Genomic DNA, 22,420 nt, shown 5'->3' with positions numbered 1-22,420 from the left:
CCAAAATACAAATTATCCATAGATCAGATTCTGGATGTATTGCCGCAGCCGTTTCTCAGCAAACCAGCGTTCAACCCCAAACGTCTCCATCAGCAGCCAGATGGCTTCGTTCTCATGTTCCGGCAGCTTCATTCGGTGCAGCATGAAAGTAGGGATGCAGAGGTGCTGTGCGAAGTTCTCGGCTTTCCATTCCTGGTATTCGCGCATGGAGAGGGGAATAAGCGCCTGATCTCCAGCGTGCCATAGTGCATGGCATAATTCATGTCCGAAGTCTTGCCACAGTGCGGCATCGTTTTTTCGATTGTCTAAAAAAAGATTGCTGGCAATGGCCATTGAGTCATGCGGAATATAATACATAGTCAAACCAAGACGTGGATAGACATTTTCAATAGATAGCTGGTATGGGTGGTAAATATCAATACGGTTCAACAGCTGCGTTATATATTCTTCTAAGTTATTGTATGTATTCGCCATTTAATCACCCCTATTAGAACGTATGTTCTAATTTATGGTAACAAAAAAACCTACCTTTGGGAAGGCAGATTTTAAATTCTTAGGGTTTTATATCTTTTTCGATTAACAGTCGCTTAAAATTTCTAAAAACTATCTCTTCGAAATTAGGAATGATACTATCAAAATCTTTGTAAAGCTGTTTAATATTAGAAGGGTAAATGATGGATTTATTTATTCGAGCAAATGGCCCATCTGTTTCAAATAATATTTTATTTTGAGGTATTCTCGAAATAATTTTTTGCCCGTTCTTTGTGTGAATCATTTTAGGGTTTAAAGAAAGATAATAACCTTCTTCAATTAATGAGTCAAGAGTTGAAAGTTTACCCGTGTACCAGTGGAAGACAGCATGCTTTACATGATTATTTTTCAAAATGCTGAGAACTAAATCTTCAGTTCCTTTACTGTGCACAGTAAATATTCTGCCAATGTTATGTTCGGGTGAACATATAAATTCAAAAGCATCTATTTGCTTTTGTTTAACTTCTTGATTCTCATTCTGAAAATCAAGTCCTACTTCGCCAATATAATTTGTTGATCGGAGACATTCTACAAATAACTTTTTATTTAAGGCGTATTCGCTAGCAACTTGAGGATGATAACCGATACATAAACGTACATACTTAAGATTACTAAAAGATTTAAAATGCTTTTGGAAGACTTCCGGCAAGTTTGTAACGAATAATGTATATATTTTTAATCCTTCGTATGCCAATGCCACTTCTAGCGGATTCTCATAGAAATCAATATGTACGTGTGTATCAATAAGGGTCATATTTTTTCATAAACCTCTCAAACTCAAAAGTGAATTTCTCAAACATAATTTCTTGTTTAGCGAAGTAATCTTTATTATCATAATATAAGCTTCTTGTTTTTAATTCCTGATATATAGCTTTGTCTTTGATTAAAGCACAATACTGAGAAAAATAATTAAGGTGGCTGTCATATTCTTTTCTAAAATAATTATTTTTAATTTTTGAAAGTTTACTTTCATAACTGATATGATATTGACTATCGTAACCCTCATTATCATATGCTGCCATCGAAATTTTTCTTAATAAGCATGGAATACATACACCACATTGACCCTCGTGTGGCTTATAATTTGATCTACTAGCACCACAAGTAAATGAGTCTGCTATTTGGTTTTTAAAATCTTCATTCATAGCCTCAATATTTTCGCCTTTAGTAGAAAATAGAAATGGATGATGAATATCAATATCTAAACCAATTTTTTTAATTATAGATTTAAAGATATACATAGTTTTAGGATGTGTAGTTTTAGTTGTGAATCGAGAATTAAGATTTGGATTTAAAGAAAGTATACCATTCTCATATAAAAAAACATTAGTAGAATGGTTAAACAAACAATTAGAAACGGCTAATGAAAAATACATTAACGATCTAGTTGCTTGTGTCCTATAAATTTTTGCAGGACCTGGTTTTGGAATAAGTGTGACTTCTGTATTAGGAAAAGTACTTTTATAAAATTTACTTAACTTAACTTGCTTAGTTTTCTCTTCATCCTTATTCAAAAACCCGAGGTAATCACTGTCAATTTGATCACGATAATTTTGAAAAGCTCCGGTTAATGAATCAAGACCACCTGAGAAAAGTGTTACTGCCCTATTACTTGGAAGATGGAGTTTGTTTGATCCTTCAAATTTATCGATAGGAAAATTGTTTAAAACAAAAGAGATATTAAAATTTTCTCTAGAAACCCAGGATACTAACTTATTCACATCGTTGGATAATGTATTCCACAACTCTAAATTAAAAACGGGAATAATGAGATCCATACTAGATCTTTTAGAAGTTAAAATATCTTTAACATATATACTTCCAAAAACTGTGACCAAATCTATTGCTAATAAGTGGTTAGAATTAGAGTAATCATATGCGAAATTATCAAGTAAAGAGGTGTGTAAAAGTTCCAGCTCAGTGGTAGATAGCATTTAAAATTCTCCGAAACTGGAGTTCTTTGTTTCTTCTACGATTTTATCTAATACCTTTTTCAAAGGAAGCTTTTTGTCTACAAACTCATCAACTAATTTATAAATTGAATCATTCATGATTTGATTAGTTAACCTTGATATCCATTTTTCAATATCTTGATAAGTAAAATCTTCGTATAGGTCTCTTAGAGTGTCATACAATTCTTTTTCTAAAATAAGTTGAATTAAGTGATAAAAAAGCACCTGTGCAAATGAATATAAATCAAATTCATCTTCCTGTAACATCTTAGTCATTGAAATTTTGTAAGCTTTTTCTAATAATTCTTTCTCAAAAAATTCATCATCTTCAATTTGATCGAGAATCATATTAAGAAATTCTTGCATGGTCAGTGGATCTTCTAAAACTTCTTTTTTTGATTTACCACCAAATCCTGCACTGCTAAGTTTACTGAAGTTTTTAGAGATTATACTAAATAAATTTTGGATAGTTTCTTCATCAACCAGTTGTTGATTCAATTCTCTTCTTGTGATAATTGTCTTTGAAACTTCCAGTGCTGAAGTATCTATATCATTAAGCGGTTTGTCTTGTAAAAGCTTTTTTATTTTTTTATTTAAGTTTCTCTTCGAAGTACCCACTATTTCATCCCCTTATAATTTAAAATATTCCGGTAAATTTAAAAATGCTTTAGCAATATAAGTAGCACCCATCAAAATGTAAAAAACATGACTATTTCCCCTGCGTCTTCAATATCTCCCATACAGCCAAAAGTGCCTTTTTGCGTTCTTCCGGACTTTCATTAAACTCTTTATAAAACTTATAAACAGATGGATCATTAACCCAAGCCTCAAATTCAGCTTCGTCTCCCCAGGAAGGGAAGTCTTTGCTGTCTTTATTGTTATTACTTATTAATTCAGGATTATCTGTTCGACCAAGAAGGTAATCGGTCGATGTATCAAGTGATTCTGCTATTTTTTTTAGGTCTTCGGAATCGGGAGTGCTATATCCGCGTTCCCAGTTAGAAATCACTTGAGGAGAGACATGGACTTTAGTGGATAATTGTTTTTGAGTTAATTGTTGCTTTTTTCTTAAGTCTTTAATTCGGTCTCCAGAACCCATCAAACACACTCCCTTCAAGTAAATATTATCAATATGTAACGGAATAAGATATAAGAGTAACGGTATATGAGGATTTATTGTTAATAATAGTTGACAATAACGTTATCCGTTAGTATAGTGTTAGTAACGGATAACGTTAGTTAAAGGAGGTGTTAATATGGTTCACGAAAACCTTAAAAAGTTACGGATGGCAAAAGGTGTTACACAGTCTCACTTAGCTAAAAAGTTAAATATTAGCAACATGGCTTATAGTCGAATGGAAAATGGTGAGTCAAAAATCGATGTTGAAAGATTAAGAGTCATTTCTAAAGCACTTAGTTTAGAAGTCGAAGTTTTTTTTGATGATAAACTAACGGAATCCGTTATTTCTAAATTGGGAGAAAAGCAAGCTGCAGTCTGAGGAAGGAGAGGGTTAGATGAACAAGAAAGACGAGGAAGTTTTTAGCAAAGTAATGAAGCTCCTGCAAAACGAATACCAGGCTGAGCACTTAAACCGTGCTGGTAGCCCGGAATTAACAGTTCGTTTCACGCTAAATACGATAGATGCATTTAGCAAACACCTATGTGAGCTGGCGAGGAATCAAGCATACTCATCTTCACTTAAAGGGTATCTGCCTTCAGGTGAAGAGTTATCTTCTAGATTTGAATTAATTAATAAAACGGTCATGGTTCCAAAAATTCCACCGTTTCCTCAAAAAGGTGAGCGATCAGATGACTTCTGACATTATTGCTTTGGTCATTTCACTTATTGCTCTTGTGGTATCGATTTACCTATGGGTGGGGTCTAATCCGAAATAAGATATATTTTACTATAATGTTTGAATATTCTTCTACCAGTAACGGCGAAAGGATCTTTTTTTACAGCTTTGATAGCTACCTTAAAAGAAAGCGCCACTTCGGTTTGTTCTTCACGAGGGAAAATTAAGATGTGAAATCTAGTAAATGAATTTGTTTTGAAAATGCCGAAATTAGCGTCGGGTATGATTTGTTCAGTCAAAGCTGGATTTCCCTCCAAATCTTCAATTTGTAACCATAAAACTTTATTTCGTTGCACTTCAAAAAGAGTGCGCTTTGTTAGAAGTTGAACATTCATATTTGTATCAGGGTCGAATGCTCTTAAGTCAAAAAATGCTATGTCTGTCGGAGAGGGATTCACTACTTCGATTGTAGTGATTAGACATTTATCAAAAGTTACTCGTGAATCATTTTCATCAATGTAGAAAATAGCATCTTCTTTAGTGCTTACCAAGTTATCGGAAATTTCAACGTGAAGGGATTTTCGATTATTCCAAGCGACTACTAGTGAAACGATCAAAGCGATTAAAGAAATGATTACAGTACCAGTTCTTAAAGCAATTTCAGTATCCAATATAACTCCCCCATATTTGTATTTAGGAAAATTATATCAAAAAAGTACTGTTTAAACAGGAAATATTAAACAAACAAGAGTTTCATGATCAGTTACTATTTAGAAAAAATTGAATAAAAATTAGGAGGTCTTTATGAATGGTTAATGCATCGGTTCTCATATCTGCTGATGAAGAAGTTCTGAAGTTTGGAGAGCGGCGAAGAATCAAAATCGCAGTTTCTGAAAAAGTTTATGAGTTGGAGAGTAATCCAGCGCTTCGGGCAAGCTTGTTTCAAGGGATACATCGTGGAATTAAACATCAATTCGGAGTGGCTTCGTACAAAGATTTAAAAAGGCAAGATATGTTGAGAGCTCTCCGGTATGTCAATGCTTGGCTACCTAGAAAAGTTTCATAAAAAAGAGAGGGCGCGAGGAACGCCCTGGAGGAGGGAAAGCGATGGGACAGTTATTGCAATTGAATGAAGCCCAATTGGAAGGGATGATTCGCGAGGAGTTGAGACAGCGCTTGAATCATTTGGAGCACAGACACACGTTTTGGGATTTGCCAGAACTGGAGAGACAAACCTGCATGAGCAGATCTTTCATTTTAGATCAATTTTTCTACGATGACCGATTCAAGAAAATTAGATTCAAAATTGGAGCGAAATGGTACATGCCAGCCAAAGAAACTGAGGAATTTCTTTTAACTTGGTTGAGGGAGAGGCAAGAGAGCTAAGCGAGGGCTTTTCTCTCTATATAACAATCATACAACGGCTTGATGTATATAAAAATACCGTGTGCCATACAAAAAAGGAGTGGAAGATATGAAGTTGAAACGTTCCGCAAATGCTGGAGAAGCCATCAATCGCTTGATTGAGGGAGAAGAAATGACTGGCGAACAGATCGCCATGGACTTGAATATTTCATCTCAACTAGTGAGTCACATTAAGAACGAAAGACGCACCATGCAGTCAGATATTGCTCAAGACTCAATCGCACTTTACGACAATCCGGAATACACAATGGATATTCTGTATGAGTTTTCCGGCGGCATGACATCACCAGTTCTGCGCGGCAAGAATATCGATCAGCACCGGTTGGCATTCAGTGCTCATGCAAAGCGTGAAATCGAAGAGAGCTTGGAAATGATTCAAAAGGTTTGCCTGGCAAAACCACCAAGTTCCCTGGACATGAATGAAAAAGAGTCGGTTAAGAACTTGATGGATGAGTTACTGGAAGCACGGATTCACATCGATAATTTGCTAAGGCAGGTACAGGTTGAATACAAAATATCCATCAAAGAAAGGATCAAATCCTTAATCCCAAGATGGAAAGCGAAAGGGTGGTTGGCCTAATGGAATTCAGTGATCCAGCATACCTTTTAGGAACAATGATTTTTGTTTCATTTATCAGCCTAATGGTTGGCATTCACGTAGGCAGCATTAAAAATGAACACAAAAAAACCGACTGACGGCTAGGTCAGGCGGCGATTGACTAACTATGTAACTCAAGTATAAACGAGGGCCTTGGCTCTCGTCAATAAGCTCAGGAGCGCCATCCCTTACGTTCCTGGTCTTATTGATGGGATTCACTCCATCAGAAGGCAGGTGAATACATGGCACCAACAGGAAGGGCCGGCGATGATCTCAGAGCATTTGATAAGTCCGAAAAAATGATGGACATTCGAAGCATCCTGCAGTTTTCTGCAAACGAAGGAAGCTCTTTCTCGTTAATTTCTTTCGAGCAACTGGGAACTACTCGAGAAGCCATTTTTATTATTACGCTTTTGCGAGAAGGCGGGTACACGGTTAATTATTTAACAAATGAAATTGAAGTGAAATGGTGAAGGGAGGCAAATAAAATGTGCGAAATGAACAAGATTTTACAAGATGGCCATTTCTGTGAAGGGTGTGGAGTGTTTATTGATGCGAATCCAAAAGGACAACCGCAAAAATGTGAAGACTGCTTTGAAAACGAATTAATTGCGGCTGTCGAAAATGACATTTGGCCAGACGGTGTTACCTTCTCAGTTTGGTTAGAAATCAAACGAAAGTATTCAGAACCAGAACATGCGGTACGGGAATAAAAAAAGTCAGCTGCGACAACAGCTGACTGGGGTGCTGAACTAACTCAATTACTCACATTATAATTCAGAACCCATCAAAACTCAATAGGAGGAATTTAGATGGTTAAAGAAGCTATTTCAACCAAAGGAATGAGCCGTGATGAATGGCTTGCTCACCGAAAACGCGGGCTTGGTGGATCCGATGCCGGTACGATTATGGGCGTGAACAAATGGAAGTCCAAGTTTCAGCTTTATTTGGAAAAGACAGGCGAGTACCACGAGGAAATAAATAATGATTATGTTTACTTTGGCAACCTCTTAGAAGATGTGGTGGCAAAAGAATTTGAACGACGCTCCGGAAAAAAAGTTCGGCGTAGAAACCAAATGCTGATTCATCCAGAGCATGATTTCATGATAGCCAACTTGGACCGAGTTGTGGTTGGTGAAAAAGCGTTGCTTGAATGCAAAACCACCTCAGAATACAACCTGTCCGAATGGCAGGGTGAAGAGGTGCCTGCTAGCTACCTTTGCCAGATTCAACATTACCTGGCTGTTACAGGCTTTGAAATCGCTTATGTGGCGGTCCTGTGTGGCGGCAATAAATTCATCTGGAAAGAGATCCCTCGGGATGATGAACTGATTGACATCATCATCAATAATGAAAAGCAATTTTGGGAAGAACATATCCTAGTGAAAAAACCGCCAGGCATTGATGGCAGCGAAGCAGCTGGCGAACTCCTGAAAAAACTCTATCCGACTGATAACGGAGAAAGCATCATGTTCACCGAAAAAGAAGATGGCATCCTGGATGCATTGGAATCAGTGAACAAAGAAATGAAAGAGCTCAAAGAGGTGAAAAATCTCTATGAGAACAAGCTGAAAATGAAGCTTGAAGAATCGCAACAGGGTGTTTCCACTCGCTACATCGTTACATACAAGGCCTCTGCGAGAAATACACTTGATTCCAAAAGACTAAAACAAGAACTACCTGATATCGCTGACAAATACACCAAAACATCGACCGCGCGTACGTTGCGGATCAAACAAGTTGAATAGGAGGAAGATGAATCATGGCTACAACTAATTCATTGAAAGAAACGGTAAAAAACAAAGAGGTGGCTGCTGATAAGCCAAAAACAATTGAAAGCCTATTGGAGCAAATGGCACCTGCAATGGCTGAGGCTCTACCAAAACACATGAACATTGACCGCTTAACGCGTTTAACGCTGACGACCATTCGAACAACACCCCAGCTTAGAGAAGCCAGTCCAGCCAGTTTACTGGGAGCGATTATGCAGGCAGCACAACTTGGGCTAGAGCCTGGATTACTTGGTCAATGTTACTTGCTTCCATTTAAAAATAACAAGAAAAATATTATCGAGGTTCAATTCATCATTGGTTATAAAGGAATGATTGATCTGGCTCGGCGTTCGGGACACATTCAATCCATCTACGCGCACTCCGTATTTGAAAATGATGAATTTGAGTACGAATTGGGATTAGAGAGCAAATTAAAGCACAAGCCCACGATGGATGCTGACAAAGGGAAATTCATCGGAGCGTATGCAGTGGCTCACTTTAAAGACGGTGGATATCAATTCGAATTTATGAGTAAAGCGGACATCGAAAAGCGCAAAGGCCGTTCAAAAGCAGCGGGCTCCAGTTATTCACCTTGGACTACGGACTATGAAGAGATGGCTAAGAAAACGGTGGTGCGCCACATGTGGAAGTATTTGCCAATAAGTGTTGAGGTTCAGCAACAAGTGGCTTATGACGAGGGGACCGGCCGGAACATTAAAGACATCACACCGCACGATACCAACATCTTTGTGGAGGCACCTGATTATGACTTGTTGCAGGCACCGCAATTTGATCAAGAACCTGAACCCGTGGCTGCAGAACCAGAAAAACCAAAGAAACAGAGCATTCATAACCAACCATTAGAATAATACATTTGAAGAAGGGGGAGTGTTTCTCCCTTCTAAATTCATGAGGAGTGAAAACGATGAGCAAATATAGACAAGTGCAAGTGGGGTATTGGCAGGATGGTTTTGTGCTGGATCTTACGCCGGAAGAAAAATATTTCTATATCTACTTGATGACCAATAGCAAAGCTTCGCAAATCGGCATCTACGAATTGCCGAAACGGATTATTGAAACTGAAACAGGCTATAACCGCGAAACGGTTGAAAAATTAATTGAACGATTTATCGGGTACGGAAAAATTGATTACAACGATGCTTCGAAGGAAATCATGCTCTTGAACTGGGCCCGTCACAACTGGAATAACAGCCCGAAAGTAGTGGCGCGGGTTGAAGAAGAATTGCGCTCAGTTAAACACGTTCCATTTGCTTTAAGTTATCTGGAGATCGTGAATGCGATTAAATCAGATACGGTATCGATACAGTATCCATATGGTATGGATAGTCTAGGCAAACAAGAGATAAGAGATAAAGAAAAGGATAAAGAGAAAGATAAGGATAAAGAACAACAACAAGAGCCTTCTCCGAGCAATGAGAATTTTGAAGATCCAGTTCCCGAAAACAAACCGGCTGTGGCTGCCGATGCTCCAGGAATGGTTTTTCGATTTTATGAAACCAATATGGGCCCAATCGTTCAATCTGTCGCGGAACACTTAAATATCTTGATCGACGACTCTTCTGAGGAGCTGGTCCATGAAGCTTTGAGAAGGGCTGTCGTTGCCAATGCCACAAACAAAATGCGGTTCGCAGAAAAAATTCTGCGCTCCTGGCATGATCAACGTTTGAAAACCATGGCCGACGTTGAAGTGGCAGATAAAGCTTTTGAGCGGAGAAAGCAACAACCGAAAAGTTATGGCAAGAAACCTGTGCGTGAAGAACGGCTTCCGGAGTGGTTGAACAAGCCGGCTGACGACAGGGTGCCAGAAACAGTCCCTCCACAGAGAAATTCGGCTCTGGAAGAAGAGAAGCAGAAGTTGCTTGAGCGACTAAAAACAAAAAGAAAAAGTGAGGAGTGAATTTTTTAAGCCATCACTACCAATTTTTTCTTTAAACCAAGGCGATACCGCCAAATGATTGGAAAACACTTGAAAGAGATCTGAAAAGAATTAACCAAATGTGTAAGAAACCTTAGCATTTACCAGCTAAAAGACTCGAACAATTAGAAAAACATAAAAGTAACTATCGAATAATATAGAAAAATACTAAATGCCTAGACATTTGATGTAATCTCATTTATTTACTGATCTAGAATTAGGTGGAAAATCGTTGTTTTATTGGCCAAAATTATATTCAAAATTTGTCGGAATAGAAGATGAAGTTCTCAGACATTTAGAACTTTGGTCAACTAAAAAAGAAAGTAGTGATTTTAATGTTAATGACACCTGAAATGAAAGTGCTAATCGATGAGAAGAAAAAGAACTTTATGGGATTGGAAGTAAAAAAGGGTAGAGAAAAAATTGTATTGACGCAGCTACAGATCGATGCAATTGAATTTTTGCTTGAAGGAAATTCATTCGAGCAAGCAATAGACGCGCACGCTTCAGAGAGTGAGTGGGCTGGAGATTTAAAGTCGTTAAATGAGCTTTCAGTGAGCGAACTGGCTAAAGCACTCTATGTCGGTTATGAAGTTGAACCACAGACACCGGAGTATTTACCTGGTGACAAAGTGGTTAATATCAATGAAGGGCTATTCACTAACGGAAAACGAATTGCCACAATTCATGCCCATGATAGAGAAAAAAATATTGTGATTTTTGATGATACTTATAAACACTCTATGAACGTATTGAGTGCAAATTGTATCCTTCTTGCTTCTCCAGAAGAAATCTATTGGCTGGAAACGTTAAAACGTGATAGCGTGCCGGATTTTCATGAGGGAGATATTTTTGTAGATAACGCAGGTAAAGAAAGCCAGCTTTTTTCATCAACAGGTATTCATAGACAAAATGTCACAATCGAAGATGCGAAATTCAATTATGAGAATCGCATTTTTAAAGGCATCTATCCTGCGGAATCATTCAAGCCGTTCCCAAAGGAGGAAGCAAAATGAAGATATATACAGCAAAGTTCGCAACAGCTTCAAAAACAGCAGCAGATATTCTGGCCGAATACGATAGTCATCATCCAAGCGCGGAAGAGGCTGAAAAGGCTGCTGAAGCATATCGTTCACTTGATGGTATCGAAGTCAATGTTGGTCATTCATTCACAGGTAACTATTCTCTATACGGATGGAAACCAGAGGATGATGAAAAAATCAGGGATTTTATTTACTACGCTGCTGAACAGGATGCACTCTTTGGATCATACGTCGACGATAGAGAACAGTTCCTTGAAGATTGGGCCAATGATGAATACGAGCCAATGGGTTCTCTAGCATTTGATAAATCAGATTTGAGGGATTTTAAAAGCTACGTAGAAACGGGTGATTGAGGCATGGAATCTCTGATAGAAGGAGAAAGAGTCCAGGTTCAAAGTCATAACTTTCAAGGCATGGCTACAATCCTTTATATCGCTCCAGGTGAAATCTATCCGGTGCAAGTGGAAATGGATGCTCCGGATCCGGATGGCCATCGAATATATCGGTTTGCTCTGCACGAAATTGTGAAAGAGTTTCCAGAAAAAACGGAGTCGCCTGCAGCTGCAGAGACAGCCACGGATTCAGAACGGTTCATCGGTGAAGTCATCGTGGAAGAAGCGAATTACTCCTTCAAAAAAGGAGAGCAGTACCTTCTTGAAAAGCGGAGAAAGGAATCCACTGTTTACTATCTTTATAATCCGGAGTCAATGAAATTCCGTGGTTGCATGCCTGTCAGTATGTTCAAAGTGCTCAGTGCAGGTGATGATTCTAAGCAAGTGGTACTAAAATCGCTTAAAACGTCACAGGAAGAGCCGAAAGCGGTCGAAATAGCGCCCGAACCGTTCGCTATTCCGGGAGAAGTGCGGTATGAGCAGATGTCACTGCTGGATTTTTTATAATGCACTGTTGAAATGAAAAAAACGCTACTAAATTAGTAGCGTTTGGAAAATTAAAGAGATGACATTAGAATTTTTATGTCCTGGTATATAAAGGAGAAGGCTCACGTAACCAAGCATAACTAGGGCTAGAAAAAGTCCGGAGAAAGCAAGTAGCTTTGGCTCATTCCTTTTAAATAAAGCGACTAAACTCAGAATTATGACGATTGGAATAGCAACAAAAAAACATTCATCAAGTCAAAAGATATTGGGAAACGCGCATGAATCACTGGTAATAAAATAAGTAATATTCCCGCTACAATCGCTATATAACTAAGTCGAGAATATTTTTTAGTTTGATTTTTCATTTTTTAACTCCTTAATATTTTATAGCTAAAAATTAACATGTTCTTCTGGGGGATATCTTGGAATATTTACTTGCAAAAAAGTTTAAATTTTTAATAGATATTGAATGATAGTACGCTCAAAAAATACATTAATAAAGGTGGGAATTAGGATTGCGCCAATTGGATATTTTTGAAAAATAATCGTAGATAATCTTGCATGCGGCGGAGTAAGTACCGGAATTGAAATGGTTACTGGCTTATCAGTAAATATCGCTTTCAAGCACGATCAAGCTTCTATCGCCAAACATAAAATAAATCATCATGACGCAGAGCATTATTGCGAAAGCGTTTGGTGTGTAGATTCTGTCTAAGCTGTCAGAAGACGATGAGTTGGGTTGCATGGTTTAGTCCAAACTGTAAACACTATCCACGCTTTTAGTAGATAAAGATTGGTTAAAAGATGCAAGAGACTTCATCAGTTGTTGACCGGCACTCCCTGCTCATCAAAAGTAACCCAAGGCGAATCGTCATAAGTTAGCTTTGGGTAGTCCATCCCTCTGTCTATGCTACGACCGCCTATAAGATCATCGGGTAAACCCGGAGAGTGTAAGACCGTTAACATCAGTCGTTCCTCTGATCGATCATACGTGTACTCATAATGCATATCGGGCTCATCTTCAAATTTATAGATTACTTCCCAATAACCTTGCTTGCTCTTTTGTGATACTTTTTTCAGCACGGTTTCGGAGTCGGCGCCTTGTACTTTTAAATAAGCGGCGGTTCGTTCTTCTGCTTTTTGCTCATAGTATGGGAAGTTGTAATACCAATAAAGGCTGATTCCAAAAACAATAGCAAGTAGGTAAAGAAGTCTCTTTTTATATTTCAATCTTTTCATCCCCTTTTCTTTTCAAAATTGTACCAGAAATGTATATAGAAAAGAGAAGGGAAATAAAATAAATAATTTTAGGCTAATAGATTGTAGGGACTTAAGTAGGGGGGGTTATGTCAGAAAAAATCTTTCATTTGCATACAAAGTACGTTGTCCAAAGGGAGTGAAAACATGTTTATGATATTGAATGCTGCTGTAATAGCACTCTGGATTACATCGCTTGTCGCTTTGGGCCGCTGCTATAGACGGTACATTAAGGAGGAAAGTGCTCATGAAAAACGCCGACGTGCCAAATCCTAATCAGCTGGATCACCCAAAGGAATTCCTTAATCTGATTGCCTATAGCGAAATGAAGAGAAGAGGCATGAATGATAAAAAGATAATGCTCTACTACAATGTTACTCGGTCACAACTTGAAGAATTCAAAACTCAACATGGACTCCTTGGAATGAAAAGAGGTGCCCTCCATGACCACTTGCAAGCGTTGCAATCGCCCGCTAAAAAGCTCACGCAGCATTGCAGCTGAATATGGCCCAACCTACAAGAGAAAGCAGGAAGAAGCAGATGCTGAGTTTTTACGGATCCAAATTACAATCGATGAAGAATTAGCTTATCAGGATACGGTGAGAAGAAAATAATAAGGACTAAAGGGATAGCTACTGCTATCCTTTTGGCCATTACATAGAGAACGGGGGTCATTTAGATGCGCATGCAAGAAGTAAAAATTTCGGAGACAGGAATTCTTGAATTGGATATAATGGAATTACCAGAAAGTTGCATCCTTGTAATTTCTCAGGGAAAAGCAAAATATGCTCCACTTCCTGCGCACGCTGAGACAAGCATTGTTACGTATAAGGGAAAAGTGAAGCGGGTGAACTTTGACGAGGGGGAAGATTTTTGAAGATGTTAAAAGTAATAGTTCGAGAGTCTGATAAAGTAAGTGAACAAGTAATTAACAGCTTAGGTTCAGGAGCATCTAATCGACCATTCGATCTCCATGATGGAGTTATTATTGGATTAATAGAAAATATAATTGCTAAAACAAAGTCTTTGATATTATTAATTGAAAATCAAAATTTCGATGTTTCAGATCTTATTGCGAGAGCGATTTTTGAATCTCATGTTTATTTGAAGTTTATTTTAGAAGTGGATGAAGTGCAAAGGGCTAAAGCTTATGCATATGGGTCTAAAATTTCAGATTACAAATTATTAGACAGGATTTTAGAAAATTCAAGAATTGGTAGGGAATTAAGAACCTTTTTAGGAACTACAAAAGAACAAGTAGAAAATGATTATGCTTTAGCATTAGATGCCCAAGATCGCATAGATACTACTAATAAGTATTTATCTATTCTTAATACTACCAAGACGAAAACAAACTGGTACGATTTTGATGGTAGAACAACTTCTTTTGAAATTCTATGCAATAAAATGAACATGATGAAAGAATATGAATTAATTTATAGAATTCTCTCTAAGGACGTTCATTCTAATAGAGCCCTTGCTAGAATAAAAGCTTCTAAAGATGAGATTGCTATTGGAAACTTTGACATAGATCCCAAACTGCAAGTTTCATTAGCATCATCGTTTTTGAGGGAGAGTACTAGATCGGTCCTGAATTATTATAATTTGAAAAAGGGTTTGCGTTCTTTCGACGCAATGCTTCAAGTAAATCAAAAATACAAATAGTCCCCACCAGTCAATTGGAGGACATAATTACAGTAAAGCTCTGTTTTAGTGTATTTTTATAACTAGACTTTTACAAACAAAATAAAGCGTGTGAATTTTGATGAGGGGGAAGATTTTTGAAAGAGAGAACAATAGAGAATCGTGTTCTTTGGACCGTTGTTTTAAGTTTAATTTTAGTAGTTATAGTTTTAACAATGACTTTATTAAAAACGGGTTTTAACATTACCTTTTCTCTTGAATGGATATTGCCAGTATTGACCATAGTTGGAGCAACTATTGGAGCAGTTATAACGGGGCAAATAGCTAACGGAATTCACAAAAAAGAATTTAAAAGATTGAGAAATTTAGAAGAGAAAGAAAGCTGGAGAGTAAAAAGAGTTCTTTTTTATTATTCTTCAAATATTCAAAAGCATATTACGGACCTTTATTTTGATATATCTGAAAAAGAGCATATGCTGGAGCATAGCATAAAACCGGAATATGGCAATAAAGATAAGAGGGAAATACTCAATATATACGATGACATAATTGTCAAAATAATGGCTACACCTAAAAAGATTTTTATTGAATTTGAAGATTTTGACAAGGTTCCTGTGGAGAAAATCGATCTTATAACGCTCGAAAATTACTTATTTTACAAAACGGCTTTTCGAGATATAGCATACCCTATCCTAAACAAAACTCAGGAAGACGGAAACAAACTAACGACTTGGGAATTAAATAAAATCTCAAAAATCACTAGAAAATTTATTAAAGAGTTGGAATACTAAGTCCGCACCAGTCAACTGGAGGACATCATTACAGTAAAGCTCTGTTTTAGTGTATTTTTGTAACTAGACTTTTACAAACAAAATAAAGCGTGTGAATTTTGATGAGGGGGAAGATTTTTGAGGTGGCAAAACAATTTTTATTTTTACTTTAGTATCTTCTCTCTATTATTTTCTTTTATACTAATTTACTTTTTTTATGAAATGAATTTTAACTTGACAGATATATTGGATGTTAAAACAATTTTCACTGTATTAGGCACAGTTTTCGGTGCATATTTCGGGGCTAGAACTGCAGGTAAATTTGCGATTGAATCTGTAGAGAAACAAATAAATGCACAACAAGAAATAAGTAATCAAAGAGAAAAACAAAGGCTTCTAAGATGTTTATACTTGTTTCACACTCATGCAGATGCCCTGTATTCTGCTTTAGAAGAGAACTTGCCATCAATGGAAGTGCCCCAAGGACATGGAATGATATTGGAAGATCCAAACACATTTGGATTTTTAAAAGAAGAAATAGAATTCCAATTAAACTTCTTGAAAAAAGTCGATATTTCAGAGATATTTTCTGAAGAGTATTTTAACTTCTTGTTAATCCTTGATATTATGGAAGGTTTGCTGCTTGCGATTGATTTAATGTCTTATGGTATTAAAACCGAGAAAGAAGAAGTCTATCACAGAAACCTCGAAGACTTTAAGGAAAATATGCAACAGTTAAAAAATAGAGTTCGGGATGTTGGATTAGATATAGATTTGTACGAAAAATAGTCCCCACCGGCAAACCGGAGGACATCATTACAGCTTAACTGCTGTTTTGGTGTCCTCTTTTTTATTTACCTAAAAGGAGTGAAAAAGATGAAAACTGAACAACAATTGCTACTTACCTACATGTACCAGGAAGGCTACACGGAAGAGGATATGTATGACGAACAGGTTGTGCAAAAGGCTTTTCATTCAATAGATTTCTTTATTTTTAAAGCAAAGTTAGCGATGAATAAAGTGGTTGTTGCATGCATGGGGGTATTTAAGAAGATTTCCGAAGTTGTGAAATCCATTTGGTCAGCTGTTTCAGAGTCTCCCGAGGTATTCGACGAATATATAAAAATCCAAGAACGATCAACCAAAAAGGATTTCAGCATCCCTCCAATTGATTTTAAGAAGCGACCTATCATACGCCATCAGGTACTGAACCGAAAACCAAATCACATGATACGGAAAATAATTCATTAAGGAGCTGGAGGCAATGAGAACAATCCAAGAACAACTCATAGAAAAAGGGCTCTCAGATAGCCGAGAATCTACGAAAGCCAATTCGAAAAAGGCCTTAACCAAACCAAAAGAATCGCTTAGTAAAAGAGAATGGGCGGAATTAATGGGCAGTAATCGGGATACGTTTAGAAGAGTAAAGGGTGGAGCTATTAGAAGAAGTTAGGAGGGATGAAGGATGACGATCTGGGCAGATGAAATGATTTTACAGTATAAGAAATTTCGCGATGAACTTGTGAAAAAGAGAAATACGCTAAACAAGAAAAACCCGCAGGATAAACTGGATTTAACTCAATACAACAGCATGATTGAGGAAATGGAGTTTGTGCTGCAGTGGTTAGAAACGGGTAGGGATCCGAATAATTACCGTGGTGCGGATAAGAGAGGCATCTACCAGAATCGTTCATTCCAAAGCATGGACTTCATTCCGGATATTACTGAACAGCTGGAGGACGGTCCAAAGCATCTTTATATGTCTCCGGAAGAGAAAATCATTATGGCTGACATCTTCAGCTCTTTATCATTTAGAGAACGCCATTGCTACATCCTTCATTTTGGCAGACAGATCAGTGTAGGAAAGATTGCTAAAGGTTTGGGAGTAGGGAAATCAACTGCTCAGAGCTATATTGAACGTGCGAAAAAGAAAATAGCTCAAAGAGTTTCCTGACTGCCTTGCCGTACGTTTGCCGTACGAAGTCAATATATATGAAGGGGAGAAAAAAAGAGGGGATGCGTTCGAGAGATCAGTCCCTCCCACAGCCCCATTTATTACGGGTGGTTTAAATTGGATATAAAGGGTTTTATTCCTTCTCTGTAGAAACTAAAAGCAGGGGGGTGAAGTAGAATGAAAACATGGGAATACCACGTGGCGTTATGGGATAAGAACGTAGATCAAAAAGAAGCAAATAACCTGGCCGAATATTTGGATGAGTTAGGTTCAGATGGTTGGGAATTAGTAAGCGTGAATTCGCAATTTAAAAGCGAATCTAACACAGACTTTCAGGTAGAATCAGTACAAACTACAAGTTTTGTAATTACTATGAAGCGAGAACTTGTAGATATACAAGATTTACTTTAATCAAATGATGAATGGGGCACCCTTAGTGGTGCTTTTTATTATGTCTAAAAAAGCGAATAGCGCGAGAGTGGGTGGTAGAAAGATGGCGAAAGGTAAGTATCTTGACTGGGTTACTGCAGAAGGATTGGCCTTGCTGAGTGGTTGGGCTAGAGATGGACTGACTGATGAACAGATCGCTCATAACATCGGCATTAGTCGCTCAACACTCAATGAATGGAAGAAGAAGTATCCGGACATTTCGGACACCCTAAAAAAGGGGAAGGAAGTTGTCGATCGTCTGGTAGAGAACGCGCTGCTGAAACGAGCATTGGGTTATCAGTTCGAAGAGCAAACGAAAGAGCTGCTGGTGAATAGTGATTTCCAAAAGGGCAGAGGCGATGAGCATATCGTGGCCTTGACAGAGAATGATTGGCAAAGAGCTTTGGCGTTCTTCGATAGAACCTGCGCCTATTGTGGTGAACAAGGGAAGATGACGAAAGATCATTTAATCCCGCTCAAAAAACAAGGCATGCTCGTGAAAGACAATACGATTCCTTGCTGCTCTCGATGCAACAGCTCGAAGAATGATTCCCATTTTGAGGAATGGTACCCGAGACAAGATTTTTATTTGGAAAGCCGAGAAGCCCGTATATGGGATTATGTGAAGATGATTCAGCTGCTGATGGAAGAGGATGCCTTTGAGAAAAGCAGAGAGTTGAAAGTGACGAAGGTTGTCGTCAAACAGATGCATCCAGATGTGACCGCTCAGATTTTCTGGCTGAAGAACCGGAAGCCTGGGCAGTGGCGTGACAAGCAAGAACTTGAGCATTCAGGAGGAATTGAAAGCAGACTGGATCTCTCTGGCCTCTCTGTTGAGGAGTTGAGGAAACTTGCCAACTCTGACGGATAACCAACGGAAAGAACTGGTTAGACAAGCCAAAGCGGAACTAGCTCGCCGTTCCTATCGGGATTACGTGGTCCATGTGCACCGTGGAAATTACCAACACTTCAAGCACACCGAATATATTTCAGATGAGCTGGAGCCGATTGCAAACGGGAAGCAGCGGTATCTGTTAATTGAAATCCCGCCGCGACACGGTAAGAGCATGACGGTTTCTGAGAGTTTCCCGAGCTACTACCTGGCAAAGAATCCGGCAAAGCGTGTGATTGCTGCTTCTTATTCAGATGGATTGGCCAAGAAGTTCGGCCGCTTAAATAGAGCGAAGTTAGAAGAGTATGGTCCAGAGCTTTTTGACGTTTCCCTATCTCAAGTCAATGCGTCTCAAAGTAATTGGGATGTAGCAAAGACGGGGGGCGGTATGATCTCAACTGGTATTGGGGGATCTATTACCGGACAGGGAGCGGATTTGCTGATTATCGATGATCCGTTCAAAAACTCAGAGGCGGCGAACTCGAAAACAATCCGGGACAAAGTATGGGATGAATGGGAATCCACGCTTTCAACCCGCTTGCATAAAGGCGCATCGGTTATCGTGATCATGACGCGCTGGCACGAGGATGACATCATTGGTCGATTGCTTGAACGTTCTCCGCATGACTGGAAGCGAATTCGAATGCCCGCTCTGGCTGAAGACGAAGATGACTTGCTCGATCGTGAAATAGGCGAACCGCTTTGTCCTGAGCTGGGGTTTGACGAACTTTGGGCTGAATTGAAACAGAAAGAAGTAGGCTCCAGAACATGGGCCGCTCTCTATCAGCAACGCCCTTCCCCTGTGGGAGGGGCTATTTTTCATCGCCATTGGTGGAAGTTCTATGTGCCGGATGAAGCAGCTAAGGCACGCCTTGCTTCTTCTGAAGGTGTGGTCGTGCTGCCTCGAATATTGAACAAACAGGTCCAGTCTTGGGATTGCACGTTTAAAGACACCAAGACAGCTGACTTTGTGGTTGGCCAAGTATGGGGGGAGCGGGACGCTGGTTTCTATCTGCTTGATCAGTTCCGCAACCGGATGAGCTTACCTGAAACGATGAAGGCTATCCGCAACATGACCTCCAAGTGGCCAGAAGCCAAAGCTAAGTACATCGAGGACAAGGCAAACGGACCGGCTGTTATTCAGATGCTGGAGAAAGAAATACCTGGCTTGATTCCCGTGAATCCGGAAGGTGGGAAAGAGGCAAGAGCAAATGCTGTAGCGCCGCTCATGGAAGCAGGGAACGTCTACTTGCCGCATCCAACTATAGCGCCTTGGGTAAATGGCTTAATCGAAGAATTTACGTCATTCCCGAACGGCAAGAATGATGACCAAGTGGATAGCGGGACTCAAGCATTAATCAAAATCCAGTCGAAGAAAAAGAATCCGCTGGAACGCTATAAGAAAATGTATAACAGGGGGTGACGATTAGTGGCTACAACGTTAGAAAGAGCTAAGGAATATCGCAATGACTTCATGCAAGGGCACGGCAAGGCAGGCGAGAAGGATGCACTTACCCGTCAGACTCCGGGTGTAAGAAGAGTGCTGGTACCTGATGATTTAAAATCTCTGTATGCCAGCAATATCCTTGTGCAAAACATCATCAACATTCCTGCTGAAGACATGACCCGGAATTGGTTCACGTTGAAAATGGAAGACGAGGAATTAAAGAACGCCATCATGCAACGGCTGCGGAACTTGAATGCCAAAGAAGCTTTCAAAGACATGTGGCGATTTGAGCGGCTAACAGGTGATGGCCTGATGAGTATGGGCGTTAAACAGACGAACAACTTCTCTTTAACGAATCCGATTGAAACAGATAAATTAAGAGCGATCGAATACCTTCATGCATTCAGCGGATTTAAAGTGCTGGACATGATTTCGAATGATGATGTCTTTTCACTCGAGTACGGCAAAGTAGAAATGTTCGAGTTGCCGCGTACCAAAGACTCGGACAAAAAGAACCTGGTTCACAAGAGCCGCCTTCTTCATGCACAGACACGGAAGTTGGAAGATGAGAAAAAGGGACAGCCGCTCCTGGAACCCATCTACGACATTCTCACTGTCCTAGATACAGCGCTTTGGAGTGTTGGGCAAATCCTTTATGATTTCACCTTTAAAGTTTATAAGAGTGAAGACATTGAAGACATGAGCACAGAGGAGCGGCGAGAGCTGGGAATTCTAATGGATTTCATGTTCCGCACAGAAGCTCTGGCTATCATTGGCAAAGGCGAGGACCTTACTAAGCAATCAACCAGTGTCGGCGGCATTAAAGAGTTGCTTGATTATGGCTGGGACATGTTGGCAGGTGGAACCCGGATGCCTAAGTCTGTGATTAAAGGGCAGGAAGCGGGAACTATTGCTGGTGCCCAGTACGATGTCATGAACTACTACGGCCGAATTGCTGCTCAACAGGAAAGCGATATGAAGCCTCAGCTAGAGAAGCTGATTCGTACGTTGATGTGGTGTGAAGATGAACTCGGCGGCCGCATAGATCCTGAATCGATTGATTGGGAAATCAAATTCAATCCGCTCTGGGAAGTCGATAGCAAAACAGATGCCGAAATTCGCAAGATTGTTGCAGAGACAGATGATGTCTACATAACGAACGGTGTGTTAACCGCTGATGAAGTGAGGGACACTCGCTTTGGACGTTATGGATTAGAAACCACACTGGCATTTGCCGGCGATGAAGCGGGACTACAGAAAATGGCTGCTGAAGTTTATCAAAAGTACGCGGAAAGCCGTGTTGAGAATGGCTAAGAAAGTGCCTCCTACACGATTCCCGAATGCAGTGGTTGTTGGGTATCAGAGAGCATTAAAAAAGCTCGTAAGAGAGATGGGACGCGACACGCTGAATGTCTTTGACAATCAAATTGCTGAACATCTCAAGGATATGGACCGCTATGATTCACTGGAAGAGCGGGCGGATGGTCCAATCAGTTCCATCTTAGCTGCTTTCGTACTGATCACTAACGTATCTAATTCCATATTCGATGCATTCATCGTTACTCAAATTGCCACACAGAACATTCAACTGCTCAACCGATCAAGCGAAAAGAACGCAGCAGCACAAGCACGAGTCATGGCCGTTAATCCGCTCTCGGGAAATGAAAAGCTGTCTGATTTTATGCAAGCATCAGTTCAGGAAAACGTCAGCTACATTACCAAGCTAAAAGACGACCATCTAACTGCAGTGGAGCGGGTAGTACTGCAGGGAGCTAAAAAGGGATTGACTGCCAAGGAAATGCGCAACGAGATTGTTGCGCAGACAGGCATGACTCAGAATCGTGCTCAGTTCCTTGCTACCGATCAGATAGGCACCATATTTGGACAGCTCACTGCGGAGCGGCACAAGGGGATGGGATTGAGTCAGTTCACTTGGAGCACGTCAGGTGATGAGCGAGTTCGAGATTCACATGCTGATTTGGATGGGAAAACATTTTCTTACGATGATCCGCCCGTTGTTAATGGCCGGAAGGTTTTGCCTGGTGAAGATTACCGCTGTCGGTGTGTTTCTGAACCGGTATTTGACAATTGAGGA

Annotated in this window: 35 protein-coding genes and 1 pseudogene; 28 read left to right on the top strand and 8 right to left on the bottom strand. The window is 39.5% G+C overall.

All coding sequences use genetic code 11. The features are described 5' to 3' along the window. Positions 1-12: 12 nt before the first annotated feature. The 5 genes from AC4EG4_RS02085 to AC4EG4_RS02065 all read right to left on the bottom strand — a co-directional run bounded on the left by AC4EG4_RS02085 (position 13) and on the right by AC4EG4_RS02065 (position 3,582). On the bottom strand, positions 13-474 hold the full coding sequence (locus AC4EG4_RS02085) for an ImmA/IrrE family metallo-endopeptidase (RefSeq protein WP_490986824.1): 462 nt from the start codon (positions 472-474) through the stop codon (positions 13-15). Positions 475-553: 79 nt separating this feature from the next. Beyond that, on the bottom strand, positions 554-1,285 hold the full coding sequence (locus AC4EG4_RS02080; protein WP_490986823.1) for a TatD family hydrolase: 732 nt from the start codon (positions 1,283-1,285) through the stop codon (positions 554-556). Further along, entirely contained in the window at positions 1,272-2,465 is a 1,194-nt protein-coding gene (locus AC4EG4_RS02075) for a hypothetical protein (RefSeq protein ID WP_490986822.1), read from the bottom strand. Before AC4EG4_RS02075 ends, AC4EG4_RS02080 begins: the two co-directional genes overlap by 14 nt. Further along, positions 2,466-3,101, bottom strand: coding sequence for a hypothetical protein (locus AC4EG4_RS02070; protein WP_490986821.1), 636 nt, complete (start codon positions 3,099-3,101; stop codon positions 2,466-2,468). A gap of 91 nt (positions 3,102-3,192) precedes the next feature. Further along, complete coding sequence (locus AC4EG4_RS02065; RefSeq protein WP_490986820.1) at positions 3,193-3,582, bottom strand: helix-turn-helix domain-containing protein; 390 nt, start codon at positions 3,580-3,582, stop codon at positions 3,193-3,195. A gap of 157 nt (positions 3,583-3,739) precedes the next feature. Here AC4EG4_RS02065 and AC4EG4_RS02060 point away from each other — a divergent pair, with 157 nt between their 5' ends. Together AC4EG4_RS02060 and AC4EG4_RS02055 are read left to right on the top strand one after the other, a co-directional pair. Continuing rightward, positions 3,740-3,982, top strand: coding sequence for a helix-turn-helix domain-containing protein (locus AC4EG4_RS02060; RefSeq protein ID WP_490986819.1), 243 nt, complete (start codon positions 3,740-3,742; stop codon positions 3,980-3,982). Between the two features lie 16 nt (positions 3,983-3,998). Continuing rightward, the gene (locus AC4EG4_RS02055) at positions 3,999-4,304 is read left to right on the top strand and encodes a hypothetical protein (RefSeq protein WP_490986818.1); all 306 of its coding nucleotides are present in this window, start codon (positions 3,999-4,001) and stop codon (positions 4,302-4,304) included. Positions 4,305-4,366: 62 nt separating this feature from the next. Here the strand turns inward: AC4EG4_RS02055 and AC4EG4_RS02050 are convergent, their stop codons facing one another. Beyond that, positions 4,367-4,951 carry a hypothetical protein gene (locus AC4EG4_RS02050; protein ID WP_490986817.1) on the bottom strand — a complete coding sequence of 195 codons (585 nt, stop codon included), beginning with the start codon at positions 4,949-4,951 and terminating at the stop codon, positions 4,367-4,369. 137 nt (positions 4,952-5,088) lie between these two features. Between AC4EG4_RS02050 and AC4EG4_RS02045 the strand changes: the two genes are divergently transcribed. The 11 genes from AC4EG4_RS02045 (at position 5,089) to AC4EG4_RS01995 (ending at position 11,953) form a co-directional block, all read left to right on the top strand. After that, a complete protein-coding gene (locus AC4EG4_RS02045) occupies positions 5,089-5,346 on the top strand; it encodes an ORF6C domain-containing protein (protein WP_490986816.1) in 258 nt (85 codons plus the stop codon). A 41-nt stretch (positions 5,347-5,387) separates the two neighbouring features. Continuing rightward, positions 5,388-5,666: a group-specific protein gene (locus AC4EG4_RS02040; protein WP_490986815.1), complete on the top strand. Its 279-nt coding sequence runs from the start codon at positions 5,388-5,390 to the stop codon at positions 5,664-5,666. Between the two features lie 88 nt (positions 5,667-5,754). Continuing rightward, a complete protein-coding gene (locus tag AC4EG4_RS02035) occupies positions 5,755-6,285 on the top strand; it encodes a hypothetical protein (RefSeq protein ID WP_490986814.1) in 531 nt (176 codons plus the stop codon). A 260-nt stretch (positions 6,286-6,545) separates the two neighbouring features. Next, a complete protein-coding gene (locus tag AC4EG4_RS02030; protein WP_490986813.1) occupies positions 6,546-6,776 on the top strand; it encodes a hypothetical protein in 231 nt (76 codons plus the stop codon). Between the two features lie 15 nt (positions 6,777-6,791). After that, positions 6,792-7,016, top strand: coding sequence for a hypothetical protein (locus AC4EG4_RS02025; RefSeq protein ID WP_490986812.1), 225 nt, complete (start codon positions 6,792-6,794; stop codon positions 7,014-7,016). 99 nt (positions 7,017-7,115) lie between these two features. Beyond that, the gene (locus tag AC4EG4_RS02020) at positions 7,116-8,051 is read left to right on the top strand and encodes a YqaJ viral recombinase family nuclease (protein WP_490986811.1); all 936 of its coding nucleotides are present in this window, start codon (positions 7,116-7,118) and stop codon (positions 8,049-8,051) included. A 14-nt stretch (positions 8,052-8,065) separates the two neighbouring features. Beyond that, positions 8,066-8,944 (top strand): recombination protein RecT, encoded by an 879-nt coding sequence (gene recT / locus AC4EG4_RS02015; protein ID WP_490986810.1) that lies wholly within the window; start codon positions 8,066-8,068, stop codon positions 8,942-8,944. Between the two features lie 56 nt (positions 8,945-9,000). Beyond that, positions 9,001-9,993, top strand: coding sequence for a DnaD domain-containing protein (locus tag AC4EG4_RS02010; protein WP_490986809.1), 993 nt, complete (start codon positions 9,001-9,003; stop codon positions 9,991-9,993). Between the two features lie 353 nt (positions 9,994-10,346). Beyond that, complete coding sequence (locus tag AC4EG4_RS02005; protein ID WP_490986808.1) at positions 10,347-11,027, top strand: hypothetical protein; 681 nt, start codon at positions 10,347-10,349, stop codon at positions 11,025-11,027. After that, positions 11,024-11,407, top strand: a complete 384-nt coding sequence (locus tag AC4EG4_RS02000; RefSeq protein ID WP_490986807.1) for a hypothetical protein — start codon at positions 11,024-11,026, stop codon at positions 11,405-11,407. The genes AC4EG4_RS02005 and AC4EG4_RS02000 overlap by 4 nt, the downstream gene beginning before the upstream one ends. A gap of 3 nt (positions 11,408-11,410) precedes the next feature. After that, on the top strand, positions 11,411-11,953 hold the full coding sequence (locus AC4EG4_RS01995; RefSeq protein WP_490986806.1) for a hypothetical protein: 543 nt from the start codon (positions 11,411-11,413) through the stop codon (positions 11,951-11,953). Positions 11,954-12,147: 194 nt separating this feature from the next. Here AC4EG4_RS01995 and AC4EG4_RS01990 read toward each other — a convergent pair whose 3' ends face one another. Together AC4EG4_RS01990 and AC4EG4_RS01985 are read right to left on the bottom strand one after the other, a co-directional pair. Further along, entirely contained in the window at positions 12,148-12,297 is a 150-nt protein-coding gene (locus tag AC4EG4_RS01990; protein WP_490986805.1) for a hypothetical protein, read from the bottom strand. Positions 12,298-12,751: 454 nt separating this feature from the next. Then, positions 12,752-13,162, bottom strand: a complete 411-nt coding sequence (locus AC4EG4_RS01985; protein WP_490986804.1) for a hypothetical protein — start codon at positions 13,160-13,162, stop codon at positions 12,752-12,754. 274 nt (positions 13,163-13,436) lie between these two features. On the opposite strand from AC4EG4_RS01985, the gene AC4EG4_RS01980 reads away from it, so the two are divergent. From AC4EG4_RS01980 to AC4EG4_RS01910, 15 genes and pseudogenes are all read left to right on the top strand, one after another. Further along, positions 13,437-13,691 (top strand): hypothetical protein, encoded by a 255-nt coding sequence (locus AC4EG4_RS01980; protein ID WP_490987185.1) that lies wholly within the window; start codon positions 13,437-13,439, stop codon positions 13,689-13,691. Continuing rightward, positions 13,633-13,803: a DUF6011 domain-containing protein gene (locus AC4EG4_RS01975; protein ID WP_490986803.1), complete on the top strand. Its 171-nt coding sequence runs from the start codon at positions 13,633-13,635 to the stop codon at positions 13,801-13,803. The genes AC4EG4_RS01980 and AC4EG4_RS01975 overlap by 59 nt, the downstream gene beginning before the upstream one ends. Before the next feature lie 65 nt (positions 13,804-13,868). Further along, positions 13,869-14,066: an XtrA/YqaO family protein gene (locus tag AC4EG4_RS01970; RefSeq protein ID WP_490986802.1), complete on the top strand. Its 198-nt coding sequence runs from the start codon at positions 13,869-13,871 to the stop codon at positions 14,064-14,066. Positions 14,067-14,068: 2 nt separating this feature from the next. After that, the gene (locus AC4EG4_RS01965) at positions 14,069-14,854 is read left to right on the top strand and encodes a DUF5677 domain-containing protein (protein ID WP_490987173.1); all 786 of its coding nucleotides are present in this window, start codon (positions 14,069-14,071) and stop codon (positions 14,852-14,854) included. Between the two features lie 116 nt (positions 14,855-14,970). Continuing rightward, entirely contained in the window at positions 14,971-15,624 is a 654-nt protein-coding gene (locus AC4EG4_RS01960; RefSeq protein WP_490986801.1) for a hypothetical protein, read from the top strand. A gap of 117 nt (positions 15,625-15,741) precedes the next feature. Continuing rightward, positions 15,742-16,392, top strand: a complete 651-nt coding sequence (locus tag AC4EG4_RS01955) for a hypothetical protein (protein WP_490986800.1) — start codon at positions 15,742-15,744, stop codon at positions 16,390-16,392. An 87-nt stretch (positions 16,393-16,479) separates the two neighbouring features. Then, entirely contained in the window at positions 16,480-16,854 is a 375-nt protein-coding gene (locus AC4EG4_RS01950; protein ID WP_490986799.1) for a hypothetical protein, read from the top strand. 13 nt (positions 16,855-16,867) lie between these two features. Further along, complete coding sequence (locus tag AC4EG4_RS01945; protein ID WP_490986798.1) at positions 16,868-17,056, top strand: hypothetical protein; 189 nt, start codon at positions 16,868-16,870, stop codon at positions 17,054-17,056. A 12-nt stretch (positions 17,057-17,068) separates the two neighbouring features. Continuing rightward, the gene (locus AC4EG4_RS01940) at positions 17,069-17,557 is read left to right on the top strand and encodes a helix-turn-helix domain-containing protein (RefSeq protein WP_490986797.1); all 489 of its coding nucleotides are present in this window, start codon (positions 17,069-17,071) and stop codon (positions 17,555-17,557) included. A gap of 177 nt (positions 17,558-17,734) precedes the next feature. Beyond that, entirely contained in the window at positions 17,735-17,968 is a 234-nt protein-coding gene (locus AC4EG4_RS01935) for a DUF4177 domain-containing protein (RefSeq protein ID WP_490986796.1), read from the top strand. A gap of 82 nt (positions 17,969-18,050) precedes the next feature. After that, positions 18,051-18,326, top strand: a pseudogene (locus AC4EG4_RS01930) (terminase small subunit); the annotation flags it as partial. Further along, the gene (locus tag AC4EG4_RS01925) at positions 18,315-18,857 is read left to right on the top strand and encodes an HNH endonuclease (RefSeq protein WP_490987172.1); all 543 of its coding nucleotides are present in this window, start codon (positions 18,315-18,317) and stop codon (positions 18,855-18,857) included. The pseudogene AC4EG4_RS01930 and the gene AC4EG4_RS01925, both read left to right, overlap by 12 nt. After that, positions 18,838-20,301 (top strand): phage terminase large subunit, encoded by a 1,464-nt coding sequence (gene terL / locus AC4EG4_RS01920; protein ID WP_490986795.1) that lies wholly within the window; start codon positions 18,838-18,840, stop codon positions 20,299-20,301. The genes AC4EG4_RS01925 and terL overlap by 20 nt, the downstream gene beginning before the upstream one ends. Before the next feature lie 6 nt (positions 20,302-20,307). Next, positions 20,308-21,639, top strand: a complete 1,332-nt coding sequence (locus tag AC4EG4_RS01915; RefSeq protein ID WP_490986794.1) for a DUF1073 domain-containing protein — start codon at positions 20,308-20,310, stop codon at positions 21,637-21,639. 4 nt (positions 21,640-21,643) lie between these two features. Then, positions 21,644-22,417, top strand: a complete 774-nt coding sequence (locus AC4EG4_RS01910; protein ID WP_490986793.1) for a phage head morphogenesis protein — start codon at positions 21,644-21,646, stop codon at positions 22,415-22,417. Positions 22,418-22,420 lie beyond the last annotated feature (3 nt).

Source organism: Planococcus sp. TJ-201, assembly GCF_058268495.1.
This window is presented reverse-complemented; position numbering and strand designations above follow the sequence as displayed.